21 protein-coding genes are annotated in these 16,985 nt (G+C 66.4%); 11 read left to right on the top strand and 10 right to left on the bottom strand.

The features are described 5' to 3' along the window. Nucleotides 1-37 precede the first annotated feature (37 nt). Nucleotides 38-3,115 carry an oligosaccharyl transferase, archaeosortase A system-associated gene (locus EGH23_RS03835; RefSeq protein WP_220578692.1) on the top strand — a complete coding sequence of 1,026 codons (3,078 nt, stop codon included), beginning with the start codon at nt 38-40 and terminating at the stop codon, nt 3,113-3,115. A 57-nt stretch (nt 3,116-3,172) separates the two neighbouring features. Here the strand turns inward: EGH23_RS03835 and cutA are convergent, their stop codons facing one another. Both cutA and EGH23_RS03825 read right to left on the bottom strand, forming a co-directional pair. Beyond that, on the bottom strand, nt 3,173-3,490 hold the full coding sequence (cutA, locus tag EGH23_RS03830) for a divalent-cation tolerance protein CutA (protein WP_220578691.1): 318 nt from the start codon (nt 3,488-3,490) through the stop codon (nt 3,173-3,175). Between the two features lie 56 nt (nt 3,491-3,546). Then, nucleotides 3,547-3,723 carry an HEWD family protein gene (locus EGH23_RS03825; protein WP_220578690.1) on the bottom strand — a complete coding sequence of 59 codons (177 nt, stop codon included), beginning with the start codon at nt 3,721-3,723 and terminating at the stop codon, nt 3,547-3,549. 80 nt (nt 3,724-3,803) lie between these two features. Here EGH23_RS03825 and EGH23_RS03820 point away from each other — a divergent pair, with 80 nt between their 5' ends. Further along, entirely contained in the window at nt 3,804-4,355 is a 552-nt protein-coding gene (locus EGH23_RS03820; protein ID WP_220578689.1) for a class I SAM-dependent methyltransferase, read from the top strand. On the opposite strand, the gene EGH23_RS03815 is transcribed toward EGH23_RS03820, so the two are convergent. From EGH23_RS03815 to EGH23_RS03805, 3 genes are read right to left on the bottom strand one after another with little or no spacing between them, the layout of a single operon-like run. Next, nucleotides 4,352-4,807, bottom strand: a complete 456-nt coding sequence (locus EGH23_RS03815) for a DUF7992 family protein (protein WP_220578688.1) — start codon at nt 4,805-4,807, stop codon at nt 4,352-4,354. The genes EGH23_RS03820 and EGH23_RS03815 overlap by 4 nt on opposite strands. Before the next feature lie 31 nt (nt 4,808-4,838). Next, nucleotides 4,839-5,276, bottom strand: coding sequence for an acyl-CoA thioesterase (locus EGH23_RS03810; protein ID WP_220578687.1), 438 nt, complete (start codon nt 5,274-5,276; stop codon nt 4,839-4,841). Between the two features lie 53 nt (nt 5,277-5,329). Continuing rightward, nucleotides 5,330-5,605 (bottom strand): PadR family transcriptional regulator, encoded by a 276-nt coding sequence (locus EGH23_RS03805; protein ID WP_220578686.1) that lies wholly within the window; start codon nt 5,603-5,605, stop codon nt 5,330-5,332. A 249-nt stretch (nt 5,606-5,854) separates the two neighbouring features. Here EGH23_RS03805 and EGH23_RS03800 point away from each other — a divergent pair, with 249 nt between their 5' ends. From EGH23_RS03800 to EGH23_RS03785, 4 genes are all read left to right on the top strand, one after another. Continuing rightward, on the top strand, nt 5,855-7,390 hold the full coding sequence (locus EGH23_RS03800; protein WP_220578685.1) for a TraB/GumN family protein: 1,536 nt from the start codon (nt 5,855-5,857) through the stop codon (nt 7,388-7,390). Beyond that, on the top strand, nt 7,390-8,022 hold the full coding sequence (locus tag EGH23_RS03795) for a zinc metalloprotease (RefSeq protein ID WP_220578684.1): 633 nt from the start codon (nt 7,390-7,392) through the stop codon (nt 8,020-8,022). The genes EGH23_RS03800 and EGH23_RS03795 overlap by 1 nt, the downstream gene beginning before the upstream one ends. Nucleotides 8,023-8,070: 48 nt before the next feature. Then, the gene (purM, locus tag EGH23_RS03790) at nt 8,071-9,081 is read left to right on the top strand and encodes a phosphoribosylformylglycinamidine cyclo-ligase (protein ID WP_220578683.1); all 1,011 of its coding nucleotides are present in this window, start codon (nt 8,071-8,073) and stop codon (nt 9,079-9,081) included. Between the two features lie 93 nt (nt 9,082-9,174). Continuing rightward, nucleotides 9,175-9,309 carry a hypothetical protein gene (locus EGH23_RS03785; RefSeq protein WP_425433193.1) on the top strand — a complete coding sequence of 45 codons (135 nt, stop codon included), beginning with the start codon at nt 9,175-9,177 and terminating at the stop codon, nt 9,307-9,309. Between the two features lies 1 nt (nt 9,310). Here the strand turns inward: EGH23_RS03785 and EGH23_RS03780 are convergent, their stop codons facing one another. The 3 genes from EGH23_RS03780 to EGH23_RS03770 form a co-directional block, all read right to left on the bottom strand. Continuing rightward, a complete protein-coding gene (locus EGH23_RS03780) occupies nt 9,311-9,472 on the bottom strand; it encodes a hypothetical protein (RefSeq protein WP_220578682.1) in 162 nt (53 codons plus the stop codon). 139 nt (nt 9,473-9,611) lie between these two features. Continuing rightward, nucleotides 9,612-10,154, bottom strand: a complete 543-nt coding sequence (locus EGH23_RS03775) for a CBS domain-containing protein (RefSeq protein ID WP_220578681.1) — start codon at nt 10,152-10,154, stop codon at nt 9,612-9,614. A 61-nt stretch (nt 10,155-10,215) separates the two neighbouring features. Next, on the bottom strand, nt 10,216-10,587 hold the full coding sequence (locus tag EGH23_RS03770) for a DUF555 domain-containing protein (protein WP_220578680.1): 372 nt from the start codon (nt 10,585-10,587) through the stop codon (nt 10,216-10,218). Nucleotides 10,588-10,862: 275 nt separating this feature from the next. Here EGH23_RS03770 and EGH23_RS03765 point away from each other — a divergent pair, with 275 nt between their 5' ends. The 5 genes from EGH23_RS03765 (at nt 10,863) to EGH23_RS03745 (ending at nt 14,791) form a co-directional block, all read left to right on the top strand. Beyond that, on the top strand, nt 10,863-11,033 hold the full coding sequence (locus tag EGH23_RS03765) for a hypothetical protein (RefSeq protein WP_220578679.1): 171 nt from the start codon (nt 10,863-10,865) through the stop codon (nt 11,031-11,033). Nucleotides 11,034-11,108: 75 nt separating this feature from the next. After that, complete coding sequence (gene psmB / locus EGH23_RS03760) at nt 11,109-11,825, top strand: archaeal proteasome endopeptidase complex subunit beta (protein WP_220578678.1); 717 nt, start codon at nt 11,109-11,111, stop codon at nt 11,823-11,825. Between the two features lie 351 nt (nt 11,826-12,176). Further along, a complete protein-coding gene (locus tag EGH23_RS03755) occupies nt 12,177-13,532 on the top strand; it encodes a phosphohexomutase domain-containing protein (protein WP_220578677.1) in 1,356 nt (451 codons plus the stop codon). Between the two features lie 51 nt (nt 13,533-13,583). After that, nucleotides 13,584-13,970, top strand: a complete 387-nt coding sequence (gene cdd, locus EGH23_RS03750) for a cytidine deaminase (protein ID WP_220578676.1) — start codon at nt 13,584-13,586, stop codon at nt 13,968-13,970. Beyond that, on the top strand, nt 13,967-14,791 hold the full coding sequence (locus EGH23_RS03745) for a nucleoside phosphorylase (protein WP_220578675.1): 825 nt from the start codon (nt 13,967-13,969) through the stop codon (nt 14,789-14,791). Before cdd ends, EGH23_RS03745 begins: the two co-directional genes overlap by 4 nt. Nucleotides 14,792-15,037: 246 nt before the next feature. Here the strand turns inward: EGH23_RS03745 and EGH23_RS03740 are convergent, their stop codons facing one another. Then, on the bottom strand, nt 15,038-16,201 hold the full coding sequence (locus EGH23_RS03740; RefSeq protein WP_220578674.1) for an NAD(P)/FAD-dependent oxidoreductase: 1,164 nt from the start codon (nt 16,199-16,201) through the stop codon (nt 15,038-15,040). A gap of 126 nt (nt 16,202-16,327) precedes the next feature. Further along, nucleotides 16,328-16,861: an HTH domain-containing protein gene (locus EGH23_RS03735; protein ID WP_162316296.1), complete on the bottom strand. Its 534-nt coding sequence runs from the start codon at nt 16,859-16,861 to the stop codon at nt 16,328-16,330. Between the last annotated feature and the right edge of the window lie 124 nt (nt 16,862-16,985).

Raw genomic sequence — 16,985 nt, 5'->3', positions numbered from 1 at the left:
CAAAAGGCTTATGCGCGCGTTGGAAGTGTTTCCGGCAATGAGTCAATCGCGGGGCTATCTCGACGAGAACCCCGAGCTCGAGTCCGCCCTGGACTGGGTACAGGAGTGGTACCACATCCCAGCCCTCGTGGTGCTGATCGGGTTCATGCTGTGGAATCGGGTTCGCAACTACTCGCAGTTCATCGTCGACGGCGAGGTACTGTTCAGCGCACAGGACCCCTGGTATCACTATCGGACGACGATGTTCGTCGTCGAGAACTGGCCGGCGACGATGCCGTTCGACCCGTGGACCTACTTCCCGTACGGCACTCGCTCCGGCCAGTTCGGGACGCTGCTTGACCAGGTGGTAGCGACCGTCGCGCTCGTCGTCGGCCTCGGATCGCCGAGCGAGCAGACGGTCGGCATCGTCGCCATCCTCACTCCGGCGGTCATCGGCACGCTCGCGGCCATCCCGGTGTACTTCATCGGCCGCCGCCTCGGCGGTCGTCTCGGCGGCGTCACGGCCGTCGTCGTCCTCGCGCTCTCGGCGGGCGTGTTCCTCCAGCGGAGCCTCGTCGGGACGTACGACCACCAGGTCGCAGAGGGGTTCCTCCAGACGCTCGCGGTGCTGGGCGTGATGGTCGCTCTCGGCGTCGCAGAACGCGAGAAACCCATCTACGAGCAGTTCCTCGAACGCGACGTCGACGCTCTCAGAGACACCGTCGGCTACTCGCTGCTCGCCGGGTTCGGTATCACGCTGTACCTCTGGACGTGGCCCCCGGGCGTCCTCCTCCTCGGCATCCTCGGCGTCTTCTTCCTCCTGTGGCTCACGATGGAGTTCGTCCGCGGGAAGAGCCCGGAACACGTCGCCATCGCCGGCGCGATAATGATGGGGGCGGTGACGGTGTTCGAACTGGCCGTCATCAAGACGCTCTCGATCACCGCGACGGACCACTCGCTGCTGCAGCCGCTGATGGCCGTCGCGATCGGCGTCGGCTGCGTGTTCATGGCGTGGCTAGCCCGCTACATGGAGGCGGAAGACTACGACCGCAGCCTCTACCCGGTGACGGTCGGCGGCATCCTCGTCGTCGTCACGGTCCTGATGGCGGTGCTGACGCCGAGCCTCCTGAGCTACATCGTCGACCAGGTCCTCCGCGTCGTCGGCTTCACGTCGAGCCCGTCGGCGACCGTGACCTCCGTCGGCGAGGCGACGCCGCTTCGGAATCCGCTTCGCCTCTATCAGTACCACGGCCTCGCGCTGTTCGTCGCCATCGCCGGGGCGATCTACATCGCCGCGAAGCAGTTCCTCGACCGCGACGCTCCCGCAGAGCAGTTCCTCGTGGTCGTCTGGGGCGCGTTCATCCTCGCGGCCTCCTTCACGCAGATCCGCTTCGGCGTCTACCTGGTCTTCCCCGTCGCCGCCCTGACCGGGTTCGCCATCGACCGCATCGTCAGCTGGGTCGACCTCTCGGCCGACGACGGCGTCGAGGTGTACGAGGTGTTGACCATCATCGTCCTCGTCTTCACCGTCGTCGGGCCGCTGTTGTTCGTCGCCCCGACGGCCACCGCGGTCGGCGGGTCGGCCGCCCCGGGATTAGAGGCCCAAGGGTGGGACGACGGCCTCGATTGGATGGCGAACCACACGCCGGAGGTGGGGGCCTACGGCACCGGCGGCGAGCGCTCGCTCGACTACTACGGCACCTACCAGATTCGGGACGATTTCGACTATCAGAACGGCGAGTACGGCGTGTTGTCGTGGTGGGACTACGGGCACATGATAACCGTTGAGGGCGAACGTATCCCGCACGCTAACCCCTTCCAGCAGGGGTCGACCACCGCGGCGAACTTCCTGCTCGCGCCCAACGAGTCACAGGCCAACGACGTCCTCGAGAACATCAACGAGGACGACGCGAAGGTGCAGTACGTCGCGGCCGACTGGAAGATGGCCAGCGTCAACAGCCAGTACGGCGGGAAGTTCTTCGCGCCGCCGCGCTTCTACGACGTCTCGAACGTCTCCGCGAGCGACTACTACCGATCGATCACGAGCAGGAATACCGGACAGCAGTTCAACTACCGGACGCAGTCGTACTACGACACCACCGTCGTCCGGCTCTACCGGTACCACGGTAGCGCCGTCGAACCGCAACCGGTCGTCCTCGACTGGGAGATCGCGACCCAGAACGGCCGGAGCGTCGCGGCGACGCCAGCCGACGGCCGAGCCATCAAGACCTTCCGGTCGATGGAACAGGCGCGGGCGTACGTGGAGAACGACTCCACGTCACAGGTCGGTGGCTTCGGGGGGCTCCCCAGCGAACGCGTCCCGGCGATGGAGCACTACCGCTACGTCGGGTCGAGCGAGCGCAGCGCCTACTCGTCCGATAGCTTCAACTACGCCACCCTCATCGAGGCGCAGGGCGCCGGATTCGCGCCGCGGCCCGCCGGCAATCAGAGCTGTTTCGCAAACGAGACGTCGATGCCGGTCGGCGGGCAGCAGTACTGCCTGGCCGACGGCATCGCTAACGCCATGAACGAGAACAACCCTGCGTGGACCAAGATATTCGAGCGCGTCCCCGGCGCGACCGTCGAGGGGACCGGCCCCGCGAACACGACGGTCACGGCCTCGGTGCAGATGCGCAACCACGAGACTAACGAGACGTTCGTCTACCGCCAGCAGGCCCGGACGGACGCGAACGGGAACTTCGAGATGACGCTTCCCTACTCGACGACCGGCTACGACGAGTGGGGCACCGAAGCCGGCTACACGAACGTCAGCGTCCGCGCCGAGGGGCCGTACCAGTTCAGCACGCCGGCGAGCTTCCAGAACGAGAGCATCACCCGGTCGACGGGCACGGCCGACGTGAGCGAGGGGCAGGTCATCGGCGAGACCCAGTCGCCGGTGACGGTCGAACTGGAGGAGACGAGCCGCGACATCAACGTCGGCAACGACTCGTCGGATAACGGAACGGCCGGCGACTCGCTGAATCAGACGGCGAACGGCACCGACGGGTCGACGAATACTACGTCCGGCGGCGAGCAGTCCGGAACCGCGACGCCCGCACCCGGGACCGATACCGGCACGGCGACGGCCGAACCCGCGACCGACGCGGGGACGCCAGCCGCGACCGAGACGGCGTAACTCGTCGGCGATCAGGTCACCGACGCGAGGCTCGATTTTTCCGGGGGTTCGATCTCCTCACACCGGCTCGTCCGATCCGACCGCGCCCGCTCGCCAGTCACCGAATCGGTCGAGGAGATCGGCTTCTTCGAAGCGCTCGATACAGGGCACGTCGTAGGGGTGCAGCGATTCGACTCGCTCGGTGAGTTCGGGATAGCGCTCGTCGGTCGTCTTCGCCAGCAGAATTACCTCCGCTTCCTCGTGAACGTCGCCCTCCCAGCGGTAGACCGAATCACACTCGAAACGGTTGACGCAGGCCGCGAGGCGCTCGTCTACGAGGGTGCGTGCGATGTCACCCGCGGCGTCCGGCGGCGCGGTGATGTAGGCAGTCGGCATAGCCGACCCGATACGCGGAAGCGAGAAGAACGTTCGGGCGGCTCGCGGTCGGTGCTCTAAGGGAGGGGATTGAACGCACCGTTGATGTCCCACTCGTGGAGACAGTGGGGGTTTCCGGCCAGTTTCTCCCCGTCTTCGACGGCGATCCGCCACGTCGTCTCCGTCGCGTCCCACACGTCTTTCCGGCCACAGCACTCACACTCCCGTTCCGTGGGCGATACGATCCTTGCCATGACTGACTCAAGCGCGTGAACGGTTATCAGCGTGCCGGTCTCTAGGGGAGTTTTGTCCGTCGGCGCGCTACTTCGACGGGATGGGATTCCACACGTTCGACCCCGACCGCGCAGACCAGTTGGAGGACCCGAGTCGCTACGAGTACGTCTCCGTCGACGAGTTGCTGGCGCTGTTCGACCCCGGTCCCGACGACGTGGTCGCGGACCTCGGGAGCGGGACCGGTTTCTACACCGACGACGTGGCGGCCGCGGCGGGGACCGTCTACGCCCTCGACGTCCAGTCGGAGATGCACGACATCTACCGCGAGAAGGGGATGCCCGAGAACGTCGTGCCGGTGACGGCGACGGTGGAGGCGATGCCCGTCGACGAGCCGCTGGACGCGGTGTTCTCGACGATGACGTTCCACGAGTTCGCCACGTCCGAGGCGATGGCGGCCGTCGCCGACGCTCTCGAACCGGGCGGCCGAGTCGGCTTCGCCGACTGGACGCGCAACGGCGCGGGAACCGACGGCCCGCCGGTCGAGGAGCGCTACGCCGCGGCCGACGCCGTCGAAATGTGCGAGGCGGTCGGCATCGAGGTCCACCGGGCCGAGGACCGCCGCGAGACGTTCGTCCTCGAAGGCAGTCTCTAGAAGTCCGGTAAGTCGCCCGCGTCCACCTCGTCGGCCTCCCAGTCGAGGTAGTCGTCGGCCAGGACGTCACAGACGACCTGGCCGAGTTCGGTGAGCGAGGCGTTGATGGACGAGACCGTCTCCCAGGACTCGATGTCCGGGTGGATGTTCCGCTCGCGCCAGTTCTCCGGTAAGCCCGGCGCGTGATAGCCGACGCGACCGGCGAAGGAGTCCCAGAAGAAATCGAACTCCTCGACGAGGTCGAGGTCGGTGACGACGTCCCAGTCCGCCTCGTCCAGATTCGTCTCGGCCGCCCACGACTCGAAGGCCTGGGCCCACGCGCCGTCGTCCAGCGCCTCGGCGAGTTCCTCGCGGCGGTACTCGTCGCCCTCGACGGTCACGTCCTCGTAATCCTCGGCGCTCATCGCGCTTTCGAGCTCGGGCCGGTCCGGCGTCGCCACGTCGAGTGTCATGGGCCGTCTTCGCCGCCGACCGTGAAAAACCTCAGCGCTCGCCGTCGAGGGCCGCCGCCCGCAACTCCTCGCCCCGCTCGGAGTCGACGGTGAGCGCCGGCACTTCCAGCGGGTCGCCGTCCTCGTCGACGGCGACGTAGACGGAGTAAGACTCCGTGGTCGGTTCTCGCTCGCCGGTGCGCGGGTTCTCGCGGGCGGCCTTCAGTCGGACCTTGACGCTGGTCGTCCCGGTGTCGTAGACGTACGCTTCGACGAGCGCCGTCTCGCCGACGTTGATCGGGCGCTTGAAGTTCACCTGGTCCATCCGGGCGGTGACACAGCTCTCGCCGGCGAAGCGCATCGCGGCCATGCCGCCGAGTTCGTCCATCCACTTCAGGACGTTCCCGCCGTGGGTCGTCCCGAGGTGGTTGGCGTGGTTCGGCTGGACCATCCAGCGGTTCTCCAGGTACGTCTCCAGCAGTTCCGGCATACCGATTCCTGTCCGGCCCACCTAATTGAGTGTACCGGCGAGGTGGCTGTCGTTCAGGCCGTGACGTACTGCGCTTCCCAGTCCTGTCGGGCGTCGAGTTCGCGCTCGCCCCGGCGTGTCAGCGTATAGAAGTTGGTCCGCCGGTCGAGTTCGCCCTTCTCGATGAGTCCCTTCTCGACGAGCGTATCGAGGTTCGGGTACAGTCGCCCGTGGTTGACCTCGCTCTCGTAGTAGTCCTCGAGTTCGTCCTTGATAGCGAGTCCGTGCGGTTCGTCGAGCCCCGCGATGACGTACAGCAAGTCGCGTTGAAAGCCAGTCAGATCGTGCATGGTTCCCGCTCGTTCCGTCGGACTCCCCACATATCACTATTGCTAAACGGGAGGTGAGTAGATAACCTCTAGGTAATCTTTCGCCGTCACGTAATTACTACCCTTCGAACCCGCAAAATAACAGTGAAAACGACCGTCAGTCAGAGGAACGTGTATGTCTACTGAATATTATGCTCCCCGGCGGCCGGTGATAGGCAGCGTGCCGCCGACCCGACAACGGTAAAGGAAACGCCCGTGTACCCCGGGTTGATGACCGAACACGCGGCGTCGGCGGGCGACGACCCCCCGCGACCCTCGGGTGAGGGGGCCGTCACCGTCGTCGGGACCGCCCACGTTTCAGAACACAGCGTCGAGGAAGTCGAGACGAGCATCGAGGAGACTCGGCCCGACATCGTCGCGGTCGAGCTCGACGAGGGCCGGTACAAGCAGATGCAGGGCGAGGCCCCCGACGACCTCGACGCCGGCGACCTGCTCCGGGGGAACACCGTCTTTCAGTTTCTGGCGTACTGGATGCTGTCGTACATACAGACCCGACTCGGCGACCGATTCGACATCGAACCGGGCGCGGACATGAAAGCCGCCATCGACAAGGCCGAGGAACTCGGCCTGGGAGTCGCTCTCGTCGACCGCGACATCCAGACCACCGTCCAGCGGTTCTGGGCGCGCCTGTCCTTCCGTGAGAAGGTCGCCCTCGTCGGCAGCCTCGCGGCCGAGATGGGCCCGCCACTCTCCGTCGGCCTCACTATCGGCGCGACGATCGGTGCGGGAGTCGCCGTCGTCGCCGGCGCGTTCGGCGGCCCGTTCGTCGTTCCGCCGGGGTTCCTCGCCGGGATACTGCCCGGCGGAATCGCCAGCACGATCGCCGGCTTGCTCGATACGCTGTTGCTCGTCGTCGGCGCGAGCCTCGTCGTCGGCTTACCCATCGCCGCCTTGCTCGCGCGGTTCCACAGCGAGACCGACGACGTCGAGGAGTTCGACATCGAGCAACTGACCGAGACGGACGTCGTCAGCGCGATGATGGAGGAGTTCCGCCAGTTCTCCCCCGGCGGTGCCGAGGCGCTCATCGACGAGCGCGACGCCTTCATCGCCCATCGACTCGTCGGCCTCCGCGAGGCCGGCTACGACGTGCTGGCCGTCGTCGGTGCCGGCCACCGTGCGGGTATCGAGCACTACCTCGAACACCCCGAGGAACTCCCGCCGCTCGAATCGCTCACCGGCACCGAGGACGGCCGGCGAATCTCGCTGTATCAGGTCGTCGGCTACGGCGTCGGCCTCGTCTTCCTGGTCTTCTTCGGCCTGCTGATACTCGGCGGCGCGAGTCAGGCGGTCCTCCTCGAACTGTTCGTCGCGCTGGTCGTCGTCAACGCCGTCTTCGCGGGCGGGCTGGCGAAAGTGGCCGGCTCGCACTGGTCCAGCGCCATCGTCGCGGGGGCGTTCGGCTGGCTGACGAGCCTCTTCCCGCTGCTCGCGGCCGGCTGGTTCGCCGGCTACGTCGAACTGCGCTACATCTCGGTCAACGTCGGCGACATCGCGAAGCTCAACGAGATCCTCGGCGACGAGCAAGCACCGATATCGGACCTCCTCGCGCGGATGCGCGCGGTCCCGCTGTTCCGCCTCATCCTCATCGTCGCGCTGACCAACATCGGCAGCGCCGTCGCCTCCTACGTCGTCTTCCCGGCGCTGTTGCCCTACCTCGCCGCGGACATCGGCGGAATGGCAGGAGTGACTTCCCTCCTCTGGGAGGGTATCAACCGCGGCACGCAGATACTCGTGGGGGCGCTGTAATGGGACTCAGCTTCAGTCGGCAGGAGCTTCGAGACTTGCTCGTCGCGTGGCTGGCGCTCGGACTGGCGTTCACGCTCCTCTTGCAACCGCAGTTCCGGTCGGCGCTGCTCGGACAGGTGGGCGACCTGACGCTCGCCTCCGTCGTCTCGACGCTCGTCGTCAGCCTGCTGACCGTCGGCGTCGGCTTCCTGCTCCACGAACTGGCTCACAAGGTCGTCGCGGTGCGCTTCGGGCAGGTCGCGGCGTTCCGCGCGGACTACCGGATGCTCGGGTTCGCCATCGTCGGCGCGCTGGTCGGCTTCCTCTTCGCCGCGCCCGGGGCCGTCGTTCACCGCGGCCGCATCAGCGCGAAGGAGAACGGCCTCATCGCGCTGGCCGGTCCGGTGACGAACCTCCTGCTCGCCGTCGTCTTCCTCGTGCCGTTCGTCGCCGCCTTGCTGTCGGGTACCGACGGCTTCCTCTGGGAGGTCGCCTACCGCGGCCTCCAGATCAACCTCCTGCTCGCCGGGTTCAACATGCTCCCGTTCGGCCCGCTGGACGGCCGCAAGGTGCGAGCGTGGAGTAATATCGTTTTCTTCGTCGTCGCCGTCCCGTCGATTCTCCTCGCCGTGGGCGCGCTGTTCGTCCTCTGAACGCGGGGGAACGATGCGCTTTTGCCCGCGCCGCGTGCCCCCTCTGGTATGACCGACGACGACGCCTCGGCCGATGACACCGAGGAGACGGAGGGACTGACCTACGCCGAGACCGGCGTGGACATCGACGCGAGCGAGGCGGCGACGAAGGCGCTCATCGGCGCGGCCGGCGAGTTCGAGGGCGACTACGCCGGTCTCGTCGACATCGGCGACCAGTACCTCGCGCTGGCCACCGACGGCGTCGGGACGAAGTTGCTCGTCGCGGAAGCTATCGACGACTACTCGACTATCGGCATCGACTGCATGGCGATGAACGCGAACGACCTGCTGGCCGCGGGCGTCGAACCCGTCGCGTTCGTGGACTACCTCGCCGTCGAGCACCCCGACGAGGAGACCAGCGAGGAGATCGGGGCAGGGCTGAAAGCGGGGGCCGAACAGGCCGGCGTCGCCCTCGTCGGCGGCGAGACGGCGGTGATGCCCGACGTCATCAGGGGCCTCGACATCGCCGGCACCTGTGCCGGTCTGGCTCCGAAAGACGCTGTCTTCCCCGGGGAAGCCGAAGCCGGCGACGCCATCGTCGGGTGGCCCTCCTCGGGTATCCACTCGAACGGGCTGACGCTGGCCCGGGAAGCCGTCACCCGAGAGCACGACTACACCGACCCGTTCCCGCACAACCCCGACGTGACCATCGCCGAGGAGCTACTGACCCCGACCCGGATCTACAGCGAAGTCCTGGCCCCGTTACGGGACGCCGAGACCCACGCCGCGGCCCACGTCACCGGCGGCGGCTGGACGAACCTCGCGCGCATGGGCGAGTTCCGCTACGAGATCACCGACGCGTTCGACGCCCAGCCGATCTTCGAATTCGTTCAGGCGGAAGGCGACGTGGACGACGAGGAGATGCATCGGACGTTCAACATGGGCACGGGGTTCGTAGCGGCGCTTCCGGAAGGGGACGCCGAAGAAATCGTCGAGGCGTCTGCCGACGCGCGCGTTATCGGTCACGTCGAGGAAGGCAACGAAACTGTCGCGGTTCGCGGGCTCGAACTCGAAAGCTAACGGACCCGAGGAACGAGGGTCCGCCTTTTTCGCCCACGTTTTTCAACGAGTGGTGCGCGGAGCGCACCCGAGGCAGAAAAAGGTGGATGCGGGATGGGATTCGTCGCCGCGCTTCCGGAAGCAGATGCCGAGGCGGTCGTCGAGGCCTCTGCCGACGCACGAGTTATCGGTCACGTCGAGGACGGTAGTGGAACGGTCGCGGTTCGCGGGCTCGAACTCGATAGCTAACTCAGGCGGAGAGGGGGCCGCCGGGCCGTTCGTCGGTGACGTCTTCGTTCTCCGCGATGCGCAACTGCATCGCTTGGCGCAGGTGATACAACGTCGTCTCGTCTTCGGCCGCGGCGAGCGCCGCTTCGAGGTGGAAATCCAGAGAGGTGTCCGTCGATGGCATGTCTCGATTGCTACTCCAGCGACGACCAGTATATAATATCTGGACCGTTCTCGCGGTTAGGGCGCGTTTACGGCGGAGAAAAGACCGTTTTCACCGATATTCAAAAGAGAGGATAGGAGATGGGAGCGCGTACCACGAGCTAACTCACGGTTCGAGCGATGTCGGCCTCCGTGATGACGCCGATCGTCTCGCCGTCTTCGACGACCATCACGGCGGCATTGTGGTTGAGGTACGCGTCCACCTCGTCGATGGTCGCGTCGGGTTCGACGGTAGCGATGGACTCGTGCATCACCTCGGCGACGGGGAGTTCGCCGACGTTCTCCTCGGGCCGCTGGCGGATGTCCGAGTTCCCGATGAGGCCCTGCGGCGCGCCGTCGCGGATGACCGGAACCTGCGAGTACCCCTTCTCGTCCATGAGCTGCTTGCTCTCGTGGACGGAGTCGTCGGGCGCGACGCCGACGACCGGCGAGTTCATCACGTCGCGCGCTCTGACGATGCCGCCCTCGGCCTCGTCGAGCGCGTTGACGATGCGTCGCAGCGTCGAGAGCCGCGGGTCCACGTCGCCGCCCTCGATACGGGCGATGAGCGGTTGGGAGACGTCGGCTCGCTCGGCCAGTTCGCTCTGGGTCAGGTCGAGCTCGTTTCGCCGCTCCCGCAGATCGTCGGGCGTGGGCAAGTCCATGCCCCACGATAACTATGGGTAATACAAAAAGCCACCGGCTCGGGGTGTTCGGTCGCCTCGTTCAGGCTCGGTCTTCGCTCTCGTCGTCGTCCTCCTCGGTTTCGAAGACCTCGATGACCTTCAGCGGGACGTCCCGGAGCGCGCCGCCGATCTCGCTCTTGGCGATGCGCTGGGCGTGTTCGGTCGATTCGGCGTTGAAGACGTCCATCTCCAGCACCAATCCGACGAGGGCGGTATCCGCCGCGATGAACGCGGAGTCGAACGGCTCGCCGCAGGCGGGGCAACCGGTCGCGCCGACTTCCACCTCGACGTAGTCCATCTCGGCCTCGTTGAGGCGCTTGCCGGCCTCGCTCACCGCGACGCCGATGGCGTCGTCGATGTCGTCTACGTCACGGACCAACCAGGCTGCTTCCATCGCCACCAGGTAGTTCATACGAAGAGTCACACAGTCGCGCTACTCGTTAGTTTTGATTCGCGCCCGCTGCGCACGTCACCGTTACTATCGCCATAAGTTACGAGAACGCCGAGCCGTTCCAATGCTCCAGTTACGCTCCCTCGGCCGACTATCTCTCATCTACTTGTCCTTTCACCAAGTCTGGTTTAATCGCTGTACGGCGGCGTGACTATCCCTCACGAACGTAGTTGTATGTTGCTGATACAGGCAGAAGATACTTATATCGGCCTCTCCCTGCCAGCTATCGAGGGACGATGGAAGCCCGACTGTACCCCGCGACGCTGCTCGTGCTGTATCAACTCACGCTGCTCGCCGGCATCGTGTTACTACCCCTGGCGATGGTCACCGAACGCCTCGGCCTGCGAATCCCGATCGACCGGGCCGTGACCGGGCTCAACGACGCCTACGAAGAGGCACGAGCGTAGACGAAACTGGCCGGGAGGCGGTCAGCCTCACCACAAAAAGAGGTTTTATCAGCGCCGGTGTGATACGGAACGGTAATGAGAGACACGACTCCCGACTTCTCACGCCCCCAGACGGCCGACGAGTTCCAGACCGACCCCTACGAACCGGAGGTAGGGTCGCTGCCCGAACAGAGCGGCCGCGACGACGAGAAGGTCAACAAGACCGGGACGACGACCATCGGCATCACGACCAGCGAGGGCGTCGTCATCGCCACGGACATGCGCGCGTCGCTCGGCGGCCGGTTCGTCTCGAACAAGAACGTCCAGAAGGTCGAGCAGATCCACCCGACGGCGGCGCTGACGCTGGTCGGTAGCGTCGGCGGCGCACAGTCCTTTATCCGCTCGCTTCGCGCCGAGGTCAACCTCTACGAGGCCCGCCGCGGCGAGGAGATGAGCATGCAGGCGCTCTCGACGCTCGCGGGCAACTTCGCCCGCGGCGGCCCCTTCTTCGCCATCAACCCGATCCTGGGCGGCGTCGACGAGAAGGGCCACCACGTCTACTCGATCGACCCCGCGGGCGGCGTCATGAAAGACGACTACACCGTCACCGGCTCGGGGCTCACCGTCGCCTACGGGACGCTCGAAGACCGCTACGAGGACGACATGAGCAACGAGGAAGCCCGCGAAGTCGCCGCCGCCTCGATCAAGGCCGCCGCCGAGCGCGACACCGGCTCCGGCAACGGCATCTTCCTCGCGGAGGTCACGAGCGACGGCGTCGACATCCAGGGCTACGACTTCGACGAGCTGCTCTGAGACCACTTTTTACTTCGTCGGGTGAGCGCGTCGCGCTCACCACTCCTCGCAAAAACGTCCTCAGAAGTCTTCGACTTCTGATGGGCTGCATCAGAGCTTCGCTCTGATGAACGTGGGGAAAAACAACCGGAATCGCCGCCGGCGATTCCGGTGAACCTCGCTCACTCCGTTCGCTCGGATGATCTCTCGCATAGCGGCGCTCAACAGCCACACGCTTCCCCAACCGACTGCGTCGCTCGCCGACGCTGCGCGACTCGTCCCTCGCGGTCTGTGAATCGCGAGGGTGCGCGCCATTGCTCTATTCGTCCCGAGAGCGGGAGAACTATACAGGAACCGGCCGGAGTAACGGATATGAACTTGTTCGGGACTGCCGGAATCCGCGGGGACGTCGTCGAGCGAGTGACCCCCGAACTCGCGCTTCGAGTGGGGCGGGCGGCGGGCCGCGACGCCGGGGAGTTCGCGCTCGGTCACGACGGGCGGGTGAGCTCGCCCGCGCTGGCCGCGGCGCTGACTGCCGGACTGGAGAGCGCCGGAGCCGACGTCGTCTCGGTCGGTCAGGTCCCGACGCCCGCGCTGGCCTACGCCTCGCGGGGCCGCCGGGGCGTGATGGTGACGGCGAGTCACAACCCACCGGCGGACAACGGTATCAAACTGTTCGAGGACGGGCAGGAGTACGACGGCGACGCGGAGAGTCGAATCGAGGACCGGATGACCGACGCCGACGGGCCGACGGCGTGGGGCGAGTGGGGCCAACCGAGACGGACCGACGTCCTCCCGGCGTACCGCGAGGCGGTCACCGAGTACGCGAGGGGGCACGGGGCGGACCCCGAGGATTTGACGGTGGCCGTCGACTGCGGCAACGGGATGGCCGGCGTCGCCACGCCGCAGGTCCTCGGCGCGCTGGGTGCCGACGTCCGCGCGACGGAAGCCAACGTCGACGGCTACTTCCCGGCCAGGGGGAGCAAGCCGACGGCCGAAACCCTCTCGAAGTTCCGGTCGTTCGTCGCCGCGACGGACGTCGACTTCGGCATCGGCCACGACGGCGACGCCGACAGAATCGTCGTCGTGGACGGCGACGGCGAGGTGGTCCACGAGGACACGGTCCTGGCGATGCTCGCCGAACACTACGTTCGGGCGTCGGCCGCCGACGACCCCGTGGTCGTCACGACGCCGAACGCCTCGGGACGCATCGACGAACGGGTCGAGGCGGCGGGCGGGCGCGTCGAGCGCGTCCATCTGGGGGCGCTCCACGAGGGCGTCGCCCGCGAACGGGCGGCCGGCGACGCGAATACCGAGATCGCCTTCGCCGCCGAACCGTGGAAACACCTCCACACGGCCTTCGGCGACTGGATCGACGGCGTCGTCAGCGCCGCGGTCCTCACGCGGCTGTTCGCCGCCGAATCGCTGGAAGACCGACGGAAAACGGTCACGGAACGCCCCTACCGCAAGGTCAGCGTCGACTGTCCCGACGAGCGGAAGGCCGAGGCGATGGTCCGTATCGAGGAGACGCTGCCCGAGGCGTTCCCCGAGGCGAGCGTCTCGACGGCGTACGGCGTCCGCCTCTCCTTCCCCGACGACGCGTGGACGCTCGTCCGCCCGAGCGGTACCGAACCCTACGTGCGGATCTACGCCGAGAGCGACGACGTGGACGAACTCGTCGCCGAGGTTCGGTCCGTCGTCGAGGCGGCTATCGAGTTCGCCCAGTAACGGCGGTGAAACCGCCGGTGGGTATTTGCCTCACCCGACCGACCCGTCGGTATGGACGACCTGCTGGAAGCCGCCCGCGAGGCGATGGAGTCCTCCTACGCCCCCTACTCCGAGTACCGCGTCGGCGCGGCCATCGAGACGGCCGACGGTTCGGTGTACACCGGCTGTAACATCGAGAACGCAAACTACAGCAACAGCCTCCACGCCGAGGAAGTCGCTATCGGCAGCGCAGTCAGGGACGGCCACCGCGAGTTCGAGCGACTGGTGGTCACCTCTGCCGAGCGCGACGGCGTCACGCCCTGCGGGATGTGCCGGCAGACCCTCTCGGAGTTCTGTGACGCGTCGTTCCGTATCTACACCGACGGCGAGGACGCCAAGGAGTACACGCTGGGCGAACTGCTCCCGACCACGATCTCACGGTCGCACCTGGACAGATGACCGGCGACAGCGAGGACCCCAACGACGAGGAGCAGTACCACCTCGAAGTCGGTCCCGAGGACGTGGCCGACAGCGTCCTCCTGCCGGGTAACCCCGAACGCGTCGAGAAAGTCGTCGAGGGATGGGACGACCACGAGGTCGTCGGCGAACATCGGGAGTACCGCACCGCCACGGGCACCCACGAGGGGACGACCGTCTCGGTCACGTCGACGGGGATCGGTTCGCCCTCCGCCGCCATCGCCGTCGAAGAACTGGCCCGCGTCGGCGCGGACACCTTCCTCCGCGTCGGCTCGTGCGGAGCCATCCAACCCGAGGCCGGCGTCGGCGACCTGATCATCACCACCGGCGCGGTCAGGCAAGAGGGGACGAGCAAGGAGTACGTCCGCGAGGACTACCCCGCGAGCGCGGACCACCGCGTCGTCTCGGCGCTCGTCGCCGCCGCCGAGGAACTGGGCTACGAGTACCACCTCGGCGTCACCTGCTCGACGGACAGTTTCTACCCCGGCCAGTCGCGGCCCGGCTTCGACGGCTTCGAGGCCCGCGACAGCGAGGCGAAAATCGACGAACTCCGCGAGGCCGGCGTCTACAACTTCGAGATGGAGGCCGCGAGTATCCTCACGCTCGCTAGCATCTACGGCCTACGAGCCGGCGCGGTCTGTACCGTCTACGCCAACCGCGAGACCGGCGAATTTCGCACCGAGGGCGAGCGCAAGGCTGCGAAGTGCGCCAGCCTCGCGGTGACATATCTCGAACGGATGGACGAAGCGGTCGAAGAGGCCGACGCCGACGGCTGGCACGCCGGGCTCTCGATAGAGCGGTAGCGGAGGCTATGGCCGAGAGCGCGCTCCGTCGCGCGAAGACACCCTCAGAACTTCGTTCTGACGAGCCTTCATTCGCTCCGCTCACGAAGACGGGGAAGGGCAGGCTGACGGGACTAGCATACCGCGCCGAGCGACGTGAGGCGTGGTTTCACCGGAAGCGCGGCGTCGCCGCGCTTCCGGCCTTTTTCGCCCACGTTTTTCGAGGAGGGGTCGCCTACGGCGACCCGACGAAGAAAAAGGTGGTCTTCACATGTCCGGCCACGCCTTCAGGGCGCGACCGAGGCCGGCGACGTCGTTGATCCAGTTGGTGGCGATGCCCTTCTTGAGCAGTTCCGCCGGGAGACCGCCGAAGGTGTCGATGGGAACGCCCTTCACGTCGTGGGCGACGGCCTCGTCGCCGACGGAGATGACGGTCCCCTTGTCCTTGTGGGTCCACGTCTTCAGGGGCTGGCTGCGGACCGCACGAGCCAGATTCTCGCCGGCGACCTCGGCGGCCTGCCAGGCGGCCTGTGCCGTCGGCGGGGCGGGCTGGTCGCCGGGCTGCTCGATGAGGGCGCAGTCGCCGATGGCGAAGACGCGGTCGTCCTCGGTCTGGAAGTCGCCCTCGGAGTGGATGCGGTGGTTGCGCTCGTCTTTCTCCAGGTCGACGTCGCGGACGCAGTCGCGGCCGGTGATGCCGCCGGTCCAGATGAGCACGTCGTAGTCGAGTTCCTCCTCGTCGCCGATGTAGACGGTCTCCTCGTCGACCTCGCCGATGAAGTCGCCGCACATGATGTTGACGTCGCGGGCCTCCAGTCGCTTGCGGAGCGCGCCCTGGAGCTCGGGGTCGTTGCCCGGGAAGACGTCGTCCAGGCCCTCGACGAGGTGGATGTCGATCGGCGCGCGGTGTTCGTCGCGGAACTTGGCGATCTCGCCGGAGGCCTGGATGCCGGAGAGGCCGGCACCGCCGACGACGACCTGCGCGGGGTCGCTCTGGGAGGCCTCGCGGGCGGCCTGCTGGACCGCGTCGTGGATGCCCAGCGCGTCGCCGAGGCTCTTGAGCGTGTGGGCGTGCTCTTCGAGACCGTCGATGCCGAAGAAGGCGGTCTGCGAGCCGATACCGACGAGCAGGTAGTCGTAATCGACCGTCGAGTCGTCGTCTAAGACGACCTCGCGGTCGTCGGTGTCGATGTCGGCGACGGTGGCCTGGACGAACTTGGTCGTCGGCTCCTTGATCTCGTGGACCGGGATGGAGATCTTGTCCTGGATCGTCGGGTCCCGGATGCAGCGGTGGGACTCGTGGAGCACGAGGTGGTAGTCCGTATCGGAGATCCACGTCACGTCGGCTTCGCCGTTCAGTTCGTCTTCGAGGCTCTTGATAGCGCCTGCACCGGCGTAGCCAGCACCGAGCACGACGACCTTGTCACTCATACCCTCGTCTCGGAGGTGGGGTGATACAAAGGCTACGGAATCGCCATCAGCGACCGGCTAAACCGTGGTAACGTGAGTCAGGGGTGAGAGACGCACGCACACCGGGCGGAGAAAAAAAGAGACCGACTAGTGTTCGGGTTCGCCGGCGGGGGCCCGCATGTCGTCGATGGTGAGGATGAGCTTGTTGTTGGTGTCGTCTTTGCCCTCCAGGGTCCCGATGATCTGGAGTTTCGAGAGGGGCGTCGGGCCGACGGTGACCGAGTCGCCCTCGTGGAACGCGGAGATAGAGCCCTGCAGTTGGATCTCGGCGCGGCACTCCTCGGGGTGGTGGACGCTCGTCAGGTCGATCTCCTCGACGTTCGAGTGTTCGACGAGGTCCCCGTTGTGACGCAGCGGGACCTCGGCGGCCTGGTCCATGTCCTGTATCTGCAGCGCGTCGTAGGCCGTCGCGGTCGGCTTGTACCCGCCTTTCGGGCCGGGAACGCCCTCGACCAGTTGGAGCGCTTTCAGGCTCTGCATCTGGTTCCGGATCGTGCCCGGGTTCCTGTCGACCTTCTCCGCGATGTCCTCGCCCTTGACTGCTGTCTCGCTCTCGCGGTATAGATTTACGAGCTCCTGCAGAATATTTTTCTGACTGGGAGTCAGTTCGATTGATGACATAGTCGATGGTTCGGTTTAGCCGTCCTTAAAGGCGACGGTGGTGGCCGTCCTCCGCGGATTTTGCCGGCTAACCGCAGGAGCCGAAAGCGATACGGATTTACGAACCGACAGACCTCCTACAGAT

This window comes from Haloarcula nitratireducens (assembly GCF_019599505.1).
The sequence above is the reverse complement of the archived record's forward strand: the minus strand, read 5'-3'. Positions and strand labels throughout refer to the sequence as shown.

Excerpts from the sequence above, each read along its gene's own strand:
- EGH23_RS03820 (WP_220578689.1), top strand. The coding sequence starts at position 3,804 with ATGGGATTCCACACGTTCGACCCCGACCGCGCAGACCAGTTGGAGGAC.
- purM (WP_220578683.1), top strand. The coding sequence starts at position 8,071 with ATGACCGACGACGACGCCTCGGCCGATGACACCGAGGAGACGGAGGGA.
- EGH23_RS03770 (WP_220578680.1), bottom strand. The coding sequence starts at position 10,587 with ATGAACTACCTGGTGGCGATGGAAGCAGCCTGGTTGGTCCGTGACGTA.
- EGH23_RS03795 (WP_220578684.1), top strand. The coding sequence starts at position 7,390 with ATGGGACTCAGCTTCAGTCGGCAGGAGCTTCGAGACTTGCTCGTCGCG.
- EGH23_RS03805 (WP_220578686.1), bottom strand. The coding sequence starts at position 5,605 with ATGCACGATCTGACTGGCTTTCAACGCGACTTGCTGTACGTCATCGCG.
- EGH23_RS03745 (WP_220578675.1), top strand. The coding sequence starts at position 13,967 with ATGACCGGCGACAGCGAGGACCCCAACGACGAGGAGCAGTACCACCTC.
- EGH23_RS03775 (WP_220578681.1), bottom strand. The coding sequence starts at position 10,154 with ATGGACTTGCCCACGCCCGACGATCTGCGGGAGCGGCGAAACGAGCTC.
- EGH23_RS03800 (WP_220578685.1), top strand. The coding sequence starts at position 5,855 with ATGACCGAACACGCGGCGTCGGCGGGCGACGACCCCCCGCGACCCTCG.
- EGH23_RS03825 (WP_220578690.1), bottom strand. The coding sequence starts at position 3,723 with ATGGCAAGGATCGTATCGCCCACGGAACGGGAGTGTGAGTGCTGTGGC.
- cutA (WP_220578691.1), bottom strand. The coding sequence starts at position 3,490 with ATGCCGACTGCCTACATCACCGCGCCGCCGGACGCCGCGGGTGACATC.
- psmB (WP_220578678.1), top strand. The coding sequence starts at position 11,109 with ATGAGAGACACGACTCCCGACTTCTCACGCCCCCAGACGGCCGACGAG.
- EGH23_RS03735 (WP_162316296.1), bottom strand. The coding sequence starts at position 16,861 with ATGTCATCAATCGAACTGACTCCCAGTCAGAAAAATATTCTGCAGGAG.
- EGH23_RS03810 (WP_220578687.1), bottom strand. The coding sequence starts at position 5,276 with ATGCCGGAACTGCTGGAGACGTACCTGGAGAACCGCTGGATGGTCCAG.
- EGH23_RS03755 (WP_220578677.1), top strand. The coding sequence starts at position 12,177 with ATGAACTTGTTCGGGACTGCCGGAATCCGCGGGGACGTCGTCGAGCGA.
- EGH23_RS03835 (WP_220578692.1), top strand. The coding sequence starts at position 38 with ATGAGTCAATCGCGGGGCTATCTCGACGAGAACCCCGAGCTCGAGTCC.
- EGH23_RS03765 (WP_220578679.1), top strand. The coding sequence starts at position 10,863 with ATGGAAGCCCGACTGTACCCCGCGACGCTGCTCGTGCTGTATCAACTC.
- EGH23_RS03785 (WP_425433193.1), top strand. The coding sequence starts at position 9,175 with ATGGGATTCGTCGCCGCGCTTCCGGAAGCAGATGCCGAGGCGGTCGTC.
- EGH23_RS03740 (WP_220578674.1), bottom strand. The coding sequence starts at position 16,201 with ATGAGTGACAAGGTCGTCGTGCTCGGTGCTGGCTACGCCGGTGCAGGC.
- cdd (WP_220578676.1), top strand. The coding sequence starts at position 13,584 with ATGGACGACCTGCTGGAAGCCGCCCGCGAGGCGATGGAGTCCTCCTAC.
- EGH23_RS03815 (WP_220578688.1), bottom strand. The coding sequence starts at position 4,807 with ATGACACTCGACGTGGCGACGCCGGACCGGCCCGAGCTCGAAAGCGCG.
- EGH23_RS03780 (WP_220578682.1), bottom strand. The coding sequence starts at position 9,472 with ATGCCATCGACGGACACCTCTCTGGATTTCCACCTCGAAGCGGCGCTC.